Origin of the sequence: Pseudomonas vranovensis (genome assembly GCF_040438935.1) — a bacterium.
Lineage (GTDB): Bacteria > Pseudomonadota > Gammaproteobacteria > Pseudomonadales > Pseudomonadaceae > Aquipseudomonas > Aquipseudomonas vranovensis.
The window spans coordinates 706274-719229 of sequence record NZ_CP159259.1; the positions used below are offsets into that span (position 1 = coordinate 706274).

Annotated in this window: 13 protein-coding genes; 10 read left to right on the forward strand and 3 right to left on the reverse strand. The window is 56.7% G+C overall.

What is annotated here, in order from left to right; all coding sequences use genetic code 11:
• Window positions 1–62 precede the first annotated feature (62 nt).
• From ABVN19_RS03270 to ABVN19_RS03305, 8 genes are all read left to right on the forward strand, one after another.
• Window positions 63–1448 carry an undecaprenyl-phosphate glucose phosphotransferase gene (locus ABVN19_RS03270; protein WP_105641732.1) on the forward strand — a complete coding sequence of 462 codons (1386 nt, stop codon included), beginning with the start codon at window positions 63–65 and terminating at the stop codon, window positions 1446–1448.
• Between the two features lie 118 nt (window positions 1449–1566).
• Window positions 1567–2730 carry an O-antigen ligase family protein gene (locus ABVN19_RS03275; protein WP_158259227.1) on the forward strand — a complete coding sequence of 388 codons (1164 nt, stop codon included), beginning with the start codon at window positions 1567–1569 and terminating at the stop codon, window positions 2728–2730.
• Window positions 2731–2968: 238 nt separating this feature from the next.
• Window positions 2969–4348 carry an undecaprenyl-phosphate glucose phosphotransferase gene (locus ABVN19_RS03280; protein ID WP_105641757.1) on the forward strand — a complete coding sequence of 460 codons (1380 nt, stop codon included), beginning with the start codon at window positions 2969–2971 and terminating at the stop codon, window positions 4346–4348.
• A gap of 119 nt (window positions 4349–4467) precedes the next feature.
• A complete protein-coding gene (rfbC, locus tag ABVN19_RS03285; protein ID WP_105641734.1) occupies window positions 4468–5013 on the forward strand; it encodes a dTDP-4-dehydrorhamnose 3,5-epimerase in 546 nt (181 codons plus the stop codon).
• A gap of 215 nt (window positions 5014–5228) precedes the next feature.
• Window positions 5229–6299: a dTDP-glucose 4,6-dehydratase gene (rfbB, locus tag ABVN19_RS03290; protein WP_105641735.1), complete on the forward strand. Its 1071-nt coding sequence runs from the start codon at window positions 5229–5231 to the stop codon at window positions 6297–6299.
• On the forward strand, window positions 6296–7192 hold the full coding sequence (gene rfbD, locus ABVN19_RS03295) for a dTDP-4-dehydrorhamnose reductase (RefSeq protein ID WP_105641736.1): 897 nt from the start codon (window positions 6296–6298) through the stop codon (window positions 7190–7192). The genes rfbB and rfbD overlap by 4 nt, the downstream gene beginning before the upstream one ends.
• A 5-nt stretch (window positions 7193–7197) precedes the next feature.
• On the forward strand, window positions 7198–8079 hold the full coding sequence (gene rfbA, locus ABVN19_RS03300; protein ID WP_105641737.1) for a glucose-1-phosphate thymidylyltransferase RfbA: 882 nt from the start codon (window positions 7198–7200) through the stop codon (window positions 8077–8079).
• A 204-nt stretch (window positions 8080–8283) separates the two neighbouring features.
• Entirely contained in the window at window positions 8284–8610 is a 327-nt protein-coding gene (locus tag ABVN19_RS03305) for a helix-hairpin-helix domain-containing protein (protein WP_105641738.1), read from the forward strand.
• Window positions 8611–8658: 48 nt separating this feature from the next.
• Here the strand turns inward: ABVN19_RS03305 and ABVN19_RS03310 are convergent, their stop codons facing one another.
• Entirely contained in the window at window positions 8659–8826 is a 168-nt protein-coding gene (locus ABVN19_RS03310; RefSeq protein WP_105641739.1) for a DUF2897 family protein, read from the reverse strand.
• A 178-nt stretch (window positions 8827–9004) separates the two neighbouring features.
• Between ABVN19_RS03310 and pyrF the strand changes: the two genes are divergently transcribed.
• Window positions 9005–9706 carry an orotidine-5'-phosphate decarboxylase gene (gene pyrF, locus ABVN19_RS03315; protein WP_028943693.1) on the forward strand — a complete coding sequence of 234 codons (702 nt, stop codon included), beginning with the start codon at window positions 9005–9007 and terminating at the stop codon, window positions 9704–9706.
• On the opposite strand, the gene ABVN19_RS03320 is transcribed toward pyrF, so the two are convergent.
• Window positions 9696–10700 (reverse strand): NADP-dependent oxidoreductase, encoded by a 1005-nt coding sequence (locus ABVN19_RS03320; RefSeq protein ID WP_028943694.1) that lies wholly within the window; start codon window positions 10698–10700, stop codon window positions 9696–9698. The two genes, pyrF and ABVN19_RS03320, sit on opposite strands and share 11 nt — an antisense overlap.
• Before the next feature lie 230 nt (window positions 10701–10930).
• Here ABVN19_RS03320 and ABVN19_RS03325 point away from each other — a divergent pair, with 230 nt between their 5' ends.
• Window positions 10931–11692, forward strand: coding sequence for an SDR family oxidoreductase (locus tag ABVN19_RS03325; RefSeq protein WP_028943695.1), 762 nt, complete (start codon window positions 10931–10933; stop codon window positions 11690–11692).
• Here ABVN19_RS03325 and ABVN19_RS03330 read toward each other — a convergent pair.
• Window positions 11685–12854, reverse strand: coding sequence for an MFS transporter (locus ABVN19_RS03330; RefSeq protein ID WP_028943696.1), 1170 nt, complete (start codon window positions 12852–12854; stop codon window positions 11685–11687). The two genes, ABVN19_RS03325 and ABVN19_RS03330, sit on opposite strands and share 8 nt — an antisense overlap.
• Window positions 12855–12956: the final 102 nt, after the last annotated feature.

Consider the following 12956-nt stretch of genomic DNA (forward strand, 5'->3'; position numbering starts at 1 on the left):
AAAGCGGTCTGCAGAACCGCAGCATCATAAGACTTCACATTACAGGGAACCGTGACTAAGTCATGCTTAACACAACGCGTTACCAACCTACCTTTGCCGAACGCTATCCAGTGGCAATGGTTGCCGCGATTGCGGATTTTCTACTGGTAGTCAGTGCAGCTCATCTGGCGCACTGGTGGCGATTCGACGTCTGGCAGCTCTCCAGCAGTTACCCATTTGCCGTTATGATCAGCGCATTGGTGGTGATGATCAGCCTGTGGGGCAGTGGCTTGTACGGGTCTTGGCGTGGTAAGTCGATTGGCAGCCAACTGGGCAGGATGTACCTTGGCTGGCTGGTGGCCATTGGAGTCCTGCTAAGCGTTGCGTTCTTTCTGAAACTTTCGGAAGAGTTTTCACGCCAGTGGTTCCTGTACTTTGTCGCGACCGGCAGTGCCTTCACTGCTGCCTTTCGCATCATGATGTTTCTCGGCCTTCGGCAGTTGCGTTCTTCGGGGCGAAATCTCAAGTCAGTTTTGCTGGTCGATGCTGGTGGCAGCGCCGCCCTGCAATTGCACAGTGGTACGGCGCTGGATGAAGACGGTTTTCGGGTTGCGTGCAGATTGCCTTTTTCCATCGATCCGGACTGGTTGGATCTTCTGGTCAGCCTAGTGGACGAGAAGGCGGTGCATGAAGTTTGGTTGTGCTTGCCGCTGTCGGCAGATACAACCCTGCGTTCCGTTATGTATGCGTTACGTCACCATACGGTAGCAGTGCGCTTCATGCCGGAACTGGGCGACCTACCGTTACTGAACCACAAGGTCAGTAATATTGCAGGGGTCTACTCGCTCGACCTCAGTTGCAGCCCGATGGACGGGCCGGCGGCAATTCTCAAGCGCATCGAAGATATTGTCATCGGTGGTGTAATATCCTTGCTGATCTTGCCGGTGTGCCTGTGCATTGCACTGGCAATCAAACTCTCCTCCCCAGGGCCAGTGGTGTTCAAGCAATACCGGACGGGCATCAATGGGCGAAAATTCAAGGTGTACAAATTCCGCTCCATGGTCGTACATCAGGAGGGCGGGGGGGATGTGACTCAAGCGACGCGCAATGATCCGAGGGTGACACGCATTGGTGCATTCTTGCGTCGTACAAGCCTCGATGAGCTACCCCAGTTCTTCAACGTATTGCAAGGGCGCATGTCGATCGTTGGGCCGCGCCCACATGCCCTGGCGCATAACGACTACTACAAGGACCTTGTCGAATCGTACATGCAGCGCCATAAGGTAAAGCCGGGGATCACCGGTTGGGCGCAGGTTAACGGATACCGGGGGGAAACCGATACGCTGGACAAGATGCAAAAGCGAGTGGAGTGCGATCTATGGTACATTGACAACTGGACCTTGGCCTTAGATATCAAGATTATTTTTTGGACTGTGTTCAAAGGGTTTACTGGAAAAGCAGCCTATTGATTAACAGGTTAGGAGCGCGTCCTAGCCGATGGCGGAGAGTTGTGTGTCAGATCGATTGAGTTGCCTTATCGGTGGGGGGAAGTGGGAGCGTGCACTGTGTTGGGCTCTCGCGCTAGGGGTGTTCATTTTGGTCAGCGGGTATGTCTGGTTTGAATCTGGAAGTGCACGTAACGCTCAGGTGTATATCTGGCTGCTCTTGCCCGCACTAGTTTACGGGGTGTGCGTTGCTCTGGTGCGCAGTTCAATCCGAATTCCCTTCGAGTACTACCCTTGGCTGTTGATGTTGGCCTGGATGGCACTGAGCACGCAATGGGCGACTGGCGCCGAAGCCCCACTATCGTTGGCCAAGCGTGGTCTATACATGGCGTGTTTTCTGTTGGCAGTAAAGATGTTGCATGACCGCGATGCGCAACTTTTACGAAACGCGATTTTATGCGCAGTGGTTGTGGTTGCAGCAGGTGCCTTGATCACGATTGTTTATCAGTTTCTCTGGTTGGGTCAGCCTTTGGAATATCGAGCTTATAGGCTCTACCGCTTGGGTATTGGGGACATTGCCGACTACGGCTGGCCGGTTGTTGCAGGTATTTTTCATGGGTCTGTGGCTGTCTGGGCGCTGGGCGTCGCTTTGGAGCGGCGCACTTCCTTGCTGCGTGCACTTTTCTGGCTGGCAGTTTTCGGGGTACTGACGATCTATGTGCTACTTACTTACACACGAGGCGCTTGGTTTGCACTGTTAGGCGCAGCAGGGATGGTTGTCCTGTTGCAGCGTTCCAAACGGGGCTGGTGGCTGACGGGGGGCGGAGCATTGCTGTTGACGTTGGCGATTTTCCATTTTTGGGATCGTTTGTTGATAGAAGTGCAGGTGCGACAGCTCTCTGGGCGCGGACCTATCTGGGAGTACTTCTTCCAACTGATGCCTGGCCACTGGCTATTCGGTTATGGATTGGGTACACCGTTCGAGTACAAATGGCCGACACAGGACGCTGTTTCGCCGCATGCTCATAGTCTCTACTTGCAGCAGATCTACGACAGTGGGCTGGTGTCGGTGGCGTTGATGGCCGCAGGGTTGCTGGTGGTAGGCTTGAAGGCCTGGAAGCTGCGCGATGATCCTTTTGTGCGCCTGGCGGTGCCGGTGCTTGTTTTCGCGCTCATTGCTATGCTCACGGATGTCGAGCGGATCTATAGCCGTCCGGGGACCTATTGGACAGTGTTCTGGCTGCCACTGGCTGTTCTTTTGGCGCGCCCAGTACGGCCGGGCGATCGCCATGCGAGCTCCCGTTAGATATGTTGAGCTAGTTTAGATGTATTTCTAATGCTCCCCCAGGCCTAAAACACCTGAGCTAGCTGGGTGGGTGGTTTATGGGAAAGTTTCACGCCGTGTGGCTACGGTCGGCTTCGCGGGTGAGTCGCCAACTCCAGCAGTTTCGGCATTTCAGCTGATGAAACGTATGCCAAGGCAGGGGGCTGGGGACAGAGTATTGCAGGCTAAGCGTCACACACAGCGGGGAATACTCCATAACATGCAAACCACTCACAGGTACCAACCTACTTTCGCAGAGCGCTATCCGGTTCCTTTTTTCATCGCCTTGATGGACATGATCATTGTCTTTGTCGCGGGGTTGTTTGCCTATCATTACCGCTTTAGCCAGTTTGACATGTCTGGCCGCTACAATACGGCGGTCACGGTTACGGCTGTTGTGGTTGTGGTTTGTCTGGCTCTGGGGGGGGGCTACGGTTCGCAACGGGGCCAGCCAATCTGGCGTCAGTTGAGTATCCTGATAGTTTGCTGGCTCTCTGCCGCAGGCATTTTGATGTCGTTGACATTCTTGCTGAAAGTCTCCAGTAACTACTCACGTATATGGTTCAGCGTAATGCTGTTGACGGGCGGTTCCTTGTCCCTGCTGCTGCGCCTCGCAGTATTCTTGCTGTTGCGGCGTGTGCGAGGCTCCGGGCGGAACTTGAAGCATGTACTGTTGGTTGATGTTGTTGGGCAGTCTGCCAATCAGTTGAGCAGCGGGCAAACGCTCGCAGAAGATGGTTTCCATATCGCCGAAAATCTTGCGTTTAGCCAAGACATCGGCTGGTTGGATTTACTGGCTGAAAAAGTCGACAAGTCTGGTGTTCATGAAGTCTGGCTTTGCCTACCGCTAAGCGATGGCGGAGCCATCCGTTCTATTCTCTTTGCTTTGCGCCATCATACTGTCGCCGTCAGATTCATTCCTGACTGGGGTGATATTCGTTTATTCAACCATAAGGTAAGTTATATCGCCGGGCTGTACTCACTTGACCTGAGTTGCAGTCCAATTGATGGCCCGATTCGAGTTGTGAAGCGGGCAGAAGATCTGTTAGTTGGCGGCCTTATTAGCCTGTTAATTCTTCCTGTCTGCTTGGTTATAGCTCTGGCCGTCAGGGTCAGCTCGCCGGGGCCGATCCTGTTCAAACAGTATCGTACGGGGATTAATGGCAGGCGCTTCAAGGTCTACAAGTTCCGCTCGATGGTGGTTCATTGCGAAGGGAGGGTAACCCAGGCTTCCCGTAATGATGCACGAGTGACGAAGGTCGGCGCTTTTTTGCGGCGCACCAGTCTTGACGAATTGCCCCAGTTCTTTAACGTATTGCAAGGACGTATGTCGATCGTAGGGCCGCGCCCGCATGCACTGGAGCATAATGAATATTACAAAGAGTTGGTAGAGTCCTATATGCAACGGCACAAGGTTAAACCTGGTATTACTGGCTGGGCTCAAGTCAGTGGTTATCGGGGTGAAACAGAAACGTTAGATAAAATGCAAAAGCGTGTCGAGTACGATCTTTGGTACATCGATAACTGGTCGTTGGGATTGGATTTTAAGATTATCCTGATGACGATTTTCAAAGGATTTATAAACAAGAATGCCTTCTGAAACAACAAAGACGAGGCGCGCATTATGGGTTTTTACAGAGCTGGCAGTACGCGGTGTAAACTGGTCAGTTGTGGTTTGCCTATTTTAATCAACTGCACAATAAAATTTGGTGATTTTTTGTGAAAGCCACCTCACTTGCTATTTCTGACGTTATTCTCTTTGAACCTCGAGTGTTTGGTGATGAGCGGGGGTTTTTCTTCGAAAGCTTCAATCAGCGGGTTTTCGAGGACGCTGTCGGACGGCGCGTAGAGTTTGTACAGGACAACCATTCCGCATCTGCCAAAGGAGTACTGCGTGGATTGCACTACCAGATTCAGCAACCCCAAGGCAAACTGGTGCGGGTGGTTGAGGGCGAAGTGTTCGACGTCGCAGTCGATCTACGGCGTTCGTCAGCCACCTTCGGCAAGTGGGTGGGCGCCCGTCTTTCGGCGCAAAATATGCATCAGCTCTGGGTTCCAGACGGATTTGCCCATGGTTTCGTGGTGCTCAGTGAGCGGGCTGAGTTTCTCTACAAAACGACGGATTTTTATGCGCCAGCCCACGAACGTTGCCTTACATGGAACGACCCGCAGGTCGCTATTGATTGGCCATTGAACGAGCAACCACAGTTATCTGATAAAGATAAACTGGGCAAACTGCTGGCAGAGGCTGAGTGTTTCGACTGAATGTTCCTGACATCACCTCTCCAGCAAACGACCCGTTTTAGCAGTACAATGCCACTCGCGAAGCCTAGCGCCTGGTAAGTGCTGGACCCCTGGTTTTCCAAGTGAAGTGTGGTGGGCCTACTCCTATTCCTTTCAAGGGCGTTGAGCGCAGCAGGCCGTGCCTGGCCAGGATATTCCGCCATCACTCTTACGAAACTACTGAAAAGATCAGAAAAATGACTATCTTAGTAACCGGCGGAACCGGCTTCATCGGCGCCAACTTTGTTCTGGACTGGGTAGCTCAATCAGATGAGCTCGTCATCAACCTGGACAAGCTGACTTATGCGGGCAATCTGCAGAGTCTGGCTTCCATCGATGGCAACCCCAGGCAGCTCTTCGTTCACGGCGATATTGGCGACACGATGCTTGTGGAGCGGTTGTTGGCCGAGCATCAACCTCGTGCAGTGATCAATTTCGCCGCCGAATCGCATGTTGACCGTTCGATCCATGGCCCGGAAGATTTCATCGAGACCAACATTGTCGGCACTTTCCGTCTGCTGGAAGCGGTACGTGGCTTTTGGAAAGCACTTCCTGATGAGGCACAGCAGGCTTTTCGCTTCCTGCATGTTTCCACTGACGAAGTCTACGGCTCCCTCGCTCCCAATGAGCCCGCGTTCACCGAGACGCACCGTTACGAGCCCAACAGCCCCTACTCGGCAAGCAAGGCGGCAAGCGACCATCTCGTTCGCTCGTACCACCACACCTACGGTTTGCCGGTACTCACCACCAATTGCTCGAACAACTATGGACCGTATCACTTCCCGGAAAAACTCATCCCGTTGATGATCGTCAACGCCTTGGGGAATAAAGGGCTACCGGTCTACGGTGATGGTCAGCAGATCCGCGACTGGCTTTACGTCAAGGACCACTGCAGCGCTATCCGCCGCGTGCTGGAGGCTGGCAGGGTCGGCGAAGTCTATAACGTTGGCGGTTGGAACGAAAAGCCAAACCTGGAAATTGTCAATCGCATTTGCGCACTGCTGGACGAACTGCGCCCGCGCGCTGACGGGAAATCCTACAGCGAACAGATCACGTTCGTAACAGACCGCCCTGGCCATGACCGACGCTACGCCATCGACGCTCGTAAATTGGAACGGGAGCTGGGTTGGAAGCCTGCAGAAACCTTCGAGACGGGGATTCGCAAGACGGTCGAGTGGTACCTGGGTAACTGGCAGTGGGTGGAAAACGTCCAATCCGGCAGTTACCGCGACTGGGTCGAGAAAAACTACGGTGAGCGCGCCGAATGAAGATCCTCCTGCTCGGTAAGAATGGCCAGGTAGGCTGGGAGCTGCAGCGCAGCCTAGCGCCGCTGGGCGAGCTCTTGGCACTGAGCTCCAAATGTGAAGACCATTGTGGTGATCTGGCGGATCTACAGGGGTTGGCAGAGACGGTCCGGTCTTGGGCACCCGATGTCATTGTCAATGCCGCCGCGTATACCGCTGTCGACAAGGCTGAATCCGAGCAGGCTCATGCCGACAGAGTCAATGCGCAAGCCGTTGACGTACTGGCACACGCAGCGGCGCGCTCTGGCGCGCTATTGGTTCATTACTCCACTGACTACGTCTTCCCTGGCAATGGTTGCACGCCATGGCGGGAAGGGGACGCAGTTGGACCGTTGAATGTCTACGGTCAGACAAAGCTGGCAGGTGAGCGTGCCATCCAGTCATCCGGATGCCCGCACCTGATCTTCCGCACTTCCTGGGTCTTTGCGGCGCGAGGCAATAACTTCGCCAAGACCATGCTGCGCCTGGCCACCGAGCGTGACACGCTCGGGGTGATCGATGATCAGTTTGGTGCTCCGACAGGCGCAGAGCTGATTGCTGATGTCACCGCCCATGCCATTGTTGCATGGCGTGCCAAGCCGGCGTTGAGCGGGCTTTACCATCTTGCGGCAGGGGGCGAAACCACCTGGTGTGGATATGCGCGTTTCGTCCTCGGGCTGGCCGAGAAGGCCGGCGTCTCGTTGAAGGTGAAGGCTGATGCAGTCAAGGCATTGACTACCGACGACTATCCAACGCCAGCAAACCGCCCGGCCAACTCACGACTCGATACCCATAAACTTGAACAGGTTTTTGGACTACAGCTTCCGGACTGGCGCTTGGGCGTCGCAAGGATGCTGACGGAAATACAAGGGAAATAACGGCAATGAAACGTAAAGGCATCATTCTGGCAGGCGGCTCGGGTACCCGGCTGCACCCTGCAACGTTGGCGATCTCCAAGCAGCTCTTGCCGGTTTACGACAAGCCGATGATCTACTACCCCTTGACCACGCTCATGCTGGCGGGCATCCAGGACATCCTGATCATTTCCACCCCGCAAGACACGCCGCGTTTCGAGCAGTTGCTGGGCGATGGCCACCAGTGGGGTCTGAACATTTCCTATGCCGTCCAGCCGTCTCCTGACGGGTTGGCACAGGCCTTCATCATTGGTGAACAGTTCATTGGCAACGATTCTTCGGCGCTGGTGCTGGGCGATAACATCTACTACGGCCACGACTTCCAGTTGTTGCTGAGCAATGCGAACAGTCGGGCCGCGGGCGCAAGCGTATTTGCCTACCATGTGCACGATCCTGAGCGCTATGGCGTGGTCGAGTTCGACGCGCAGGGTACAGCTATCAGCCTCGAAGAAAAGCCAGAACAGCCGAAGTCCAGCTATGCCGTGACGGGGCTGTATTTCTATGACCAGGACGTGGTCGAGATCGCCAAGGGCATCAAGCCATCGGCACGGGGTGAACTTGAGATCACCGATGTAAACCGGGCCTACCTTGAAAACAACAGCCTTTCGGTTGAAATCATGGGGCGCGGTTACGCATGGCTGGACACCGGAACTCATGACTCGTTGCTGGAAGCGAGCCAATACATCGCTACCATCGAGCGCCGTCAAGGCTTGAAGGTTGCTTGCCCGGAAGAAGTTTCGTTCCGCCAGGGCTGGATAAGCGCTGAGCAACTCGAGAGGCTTGCAGCACCGCTCTCGAAAAATGGCTACGGACAATATTTGAAGCGTTTGTTGCAGGACAAAGTCTACTGATTGGCGCCATCGCCGGCCTGTTCATGGGCCGGTGATTTGCCCAGCTTGTTGTGAGTCAGGGCTCAGGGACCGCGATCGTCTTGATATCAGATTGATTTGGAAACGACTCTCTGTCCCTACTGGTTTGACTCTTCGGCCCTTGGGTCTAGATTTCAGAGGCAGCCAAGGAAACGCTGCCCCTGAAACCCCAAGGAGTGTCACAGTATGCGTAATACCGTTCTGTCCTACCTGCTACTTCCCTTGTTCGCGAGCATTTCCTTATCGGCTGGCGCTGCGCCAAGCGCATCTCCAGCGAGCACGCCGGCTCCCATTGTCGCAACCCAGCAGGGTTCCGCGCTACTCGATCTGAACAGCGCCGATGCCGATGCCCTGCAAGCCACGCTGATCGGTATTGGAAAAACCAAGGCTCAAGCCATTGTGGCCTATCGAGACGAACATGGTGCCTTTGAATCCGTGGATGAACTGCTTGAGATCAAAGGCATTGGCAAGGTCTTGCTCGATCGCAATCGCGACAAGTTGACGGTCAACTAGCTTGATCCTTTGGCCGGTTCCCGCCGGCCTTCTTGCCGTGCATAAACTTCAGCGATCCTCGGCATCCTTGGCATCCATCTCCGCGTTGCGCTCATGTACGCGTTTAAGCTGCTCCTCGGTCAGGGGCAGTTTTTTTGCAGTGTCGCGCAGCAGCATCAAGCCGCCAACAATGGAGCCGATTGCCAGTACCAGAATCAACCAGGCATACCAGGGCATGTAGTTCTCCTCTGAGCGGAAAATGACACCGCTCCTTCATGTATGAGCAAATGCATCATTCATTGGTTCAATTATAGGGAGATGTCCAGAACCGGGCCAATTCGCGATCATCGGCCCCCCATGGCGCGCCGCTTCGTTTACAATGCGCGCCGTTCAAGACTTGCCAAGAGACCAGCCCATGTCCGCCTGCCAGACGCCCATCATTGTCGCCCTGGATTTCCCTACTCGTGAAGCCGCCCTGAAGCTGGCCGATCAACTTGATCCTGCCCTGTGTCGGGTAAAGGTCGGCAAGGAGCTGTTCACCAGCAGCGCATCTGGCATTGTCGAAGCGCTGGTCGGCAAGGGCTTCGAGGTGTTCCTCGACCTTAAATTCCATGACATTCCCAACACCACCGCCATGGCCGTTAAAGCGGCAGCGGAAATGGGTGTATGGATGGTCAATGTGCACTGCTCCGGTGGCATGCGCATGATGGCCGCTTGCCGTGAAGAGTTGGCCAAGCGAAGCGGGCCGCAGCCGTTGCTGATCGGTGTGACCGTGCTGACCAGCATGGAGCGTGAGGACCTGGCCGGTATCGGTCTGGATATCGAGCCCCAAGAGCAGGTATTGCGCTTGGCTGCCCTGGCCGAAAAAGCCGGCATGGACGGGCTGGTGTGTTCGGCTCTGGAAGCGCCCGCGCTCAAGGCCGCGCACCCGTCCCTGCAACTGGTGACTCCGGGTATCCGTCCAGCGGGCAGTGCCCAGGATGACCAGCGCCGTATCCTGACTCCGCGCCAGGCCCTGGATGCCGGCTCCGACTACCTGGTGATCGGTCGCCCGATCAGCCAGGCTGCGAACCCCGCTCAGGCTCTGGCTGACGTGGTTGCCCAGATCAGGGCTTGAGTACCAGCTTGCCGAAGTTTTCCCCGCTGAACAGCTTGAGCAGTGTTTCGGGGAAGGTTTCCAGGCCCTCGACGACGTCCTCCTTGCTTTTCAGTTTGCCGGTTGCAAGCCAACCGGCAATCTCCTGTGCCGCCTTGGCGTAGTTGGCGGCATGGTCCATCACCACAAAGCCTTCCATTCGCGCACGGTTCACCAGCAGTGACAGGTAGTTGGCCGGTCCTTTGACGGCCTGCTTGTTGTTGTACTGGCTGATCGCGCCGCAGATCACCACCCGCGCCTTGAAATTCAGACGGCTGAGTACGGCATCGAGGATGTCGCCGCCCACGTTGTCGAAGTAAACGTCTACGCCTTTGGGGCATTCGCGCTTGAGGCCCTCCAGCACGTCCTCGGCCTTGTAGTCGATTACACCGTCAAAGCCCAGCTCGTCCTTGAGGTACTGGCATTTCTGTTCTCCTCCAGCGATGCCGACCACGCGACAGCCTTTGATCTTGGCGATCTGCCCGGCAATGCTCCCTACGGCACCCGCGGCCCCGGAGATCACCACGGTCTCGCCAGATTTCGGTGCGCCGACGTCAAGCAGGGCGAAGTACGCGGTCATGCCGGTCATTCCCAGGGCCGAGAGGTAGCGCGGCAGTGGCGCCAATTTCGGGTCGATCTTGTAGAAGCCCTGGGGCTCTCCCAGGAAGTAATCCTGCACACCCAGCGGGCCATTGACGTGATCGCCAATGGCATAGCCCGGATGTTTGGAGGCGATCACTTCACCCACGCCCAGCGCGCGCATGACCTGTCCGAGTCCAACCGGTGGAATATAGGACTTACCCTCGTTCATCCAGCCGCGCATGGCCGGGTCCAGGGACAGGTAGAGGTTTTTGACCAGCACCTGGCCTTCGCCGGGCTCACCGACGGGGACGTGCTCGAAAGTGAAATCGTCACGGCTGACCGCTCCGACAGGGCGCTTGGCGAGGAGGAAACGGCGATTGGTGTGGGAGGTCATGGCTGGGCTCTCGCGTTAAGGGCAAAGCTTGTTGATAGACCTTGAAAGGCATTCCGGCAAGGCATACCCACTTGGCGAATGGAGGGTGATCCATCGGGGTGATTCAAACCTGGCTCGATAATAAACCGAGCCGATGACCCTCCAACCGGCGCCCTGATGATGCTGCCAAGCAGGGGCCGTCGCTGGCTAGACTCCTGGCCACAGACCTCACGATGTTGCAGGAGCTAGCGATGAGCATGACTTTTTTCGGCCAGGTTGCCCTGGTTACCGGTGGCGCTGCGGGTATCGGCCGGGCGACTGCTCTGGCGTTCGCTGCAGAAGGCTTGAAGGTGGTGGTGGCTGACCTGGATAGCGCGGGTGGCGAGGGTACGGTCGAGTTGATTCTCGCGTCAGGGGGCGAGGGGATATTCGTGGCCTGCAATGTAACGCGGGAGGCTGATGTCCAGCAGTTGTTGGCGCGTACGGTCGGGGTGTACGGGAGGCTGGACTATGCCTTCAACAATGCCGGTATCGAGATCGAGCAGGGGCGATTGGCAGAGGGGAGCGAAGCCGAGTTCGACGCGATCATGGGCGTCAACGTCAAAGGTGTCTGGCTGTGCATGAAACATCAGCTGCCGTTGATGCTGGCTCAAGGCGGCGGTGCGATCGTCAACACCGCTTCGGTGGCCGGTCTTGGGGCGGCTCCGAAGATGAGTATCTACAGCGCTTCCAAGCACGCAGTGATCGGCCTGACCAAATCGGCAGCCGTCGAGTACGCCAAGAAGAAAATCCGCGTCAATGCCGTGTGCCCGGCGGTGATTGACACCGACATGTTCCGTCGCGCCTACGAGGCAGATCCGCGCAAGGCCGAGTTTGCAGCAGCCATGCACCCGGTGGGGCGTATCGGCAAGGTCGAGGAGATTGCCAGCGCGGTGCTGTACTTGTGCAGTGACGGCGCAGCGTTCACCACAGGTCAGGCGCTGGCCGTCGATGGGGGCGCCACCGCTATTTAACCGGCGCAATAGCGGGTGACGGCAGGCTTTTTTGACTGCGCAGCAGGAGCATTCCGACCATCAGGCAACCGACCAGCAGTGCCAGGCCAAACACCAGCAGGGCGAAACTGGCGCCAAGGCGGTCAACCAGCATGCCGGTCAGGATTACCGGCAGGCTGAAGCCCAAGTAAGCCAACAGGAAAAAGCCTGCGCTCGCGCGGGTTTTTTCTTTGCCGGCCAGGTGGTTCACTGCCGACAGGCCGCCCAGATAGATAAAGCCATAGCAGGCGCTGCTGGCGGCAACGGTGCCAAGCAGTACGGCGATCAGTTCACCGCGATCCGCGCCCCAGGCCAGCAGCGCATAGCTGCAGGGCAGCACCATCAGCCCGATCGCCGTGGCGCGCAGCGGTGACAATCGACGTGCCCAGGGTTGGAACAGCAAGCCGCAGCTGATTACGCAGAATGTCGAAAACCCGGCCCAGTTGGCCAGTCCGTGTTGCTTGAGGATTGATGGCAACAAGGCAATGACCAGACCTACGCAGGCCCATGCCAGCAGGATTGCCAGGCCGTAGGCCAGGCTGCCAGCAGGGTAGTAGGGCAAGCGCAGGAGTGGCGCTCGCGCTGCTGGGGGCTGGTCGGGTAATCGCCAGACAGCCAGCATGGCCAGGCAAGCAAGCAGCAGGTGCAGATAGAAGCTGCCGGGTCTGAGGCTCGCTCCGTTGAGCAGAAATACGCTGGTCAGCGCAGCACCCAGGCCAAAGCCCAGCGAGGTACTGGCTGTGACCCAGGACGCGGCGCGATGATTATCGCCGCGATGCATCAGCTCACTCATGTATGCGGTGCCTGTGGCGGACGCCAGCGCGGTACCGATGCCGAGTAACAATCTCGCCAGCCCCAGGGTTTTCAGGCCGGGAGCGAGCAGCATCGTCAGCGTGGCGAGGATGGAAAGACTCAGGGCGACGAGGATCAACGCTCGACGGCCGATCCGATCGGCGAGTCCACCGAGCAACAGCAGTACCGGCAACACACCCAGCACATAACCCGAGAAGGCAATCGCAGTGGCGCCGGCACCGTATCCGGACAGTTCGGCGTATGCCGTATACAACGGTGCCTGCAGGTTGACCGCGAAGGTGATCAGGCACAGGGCAAAAGCCAGCAGGGCAGGGTTACGCTGGGTGGGCATGAGGGGCTCCTTGATGATGGCTCGACTATCCGGCGTTCATCCGGGCCGCACAAGGCACACCCTTTCAGGATTTGTGATTAACTGTTCGGACAAAAAAGACGA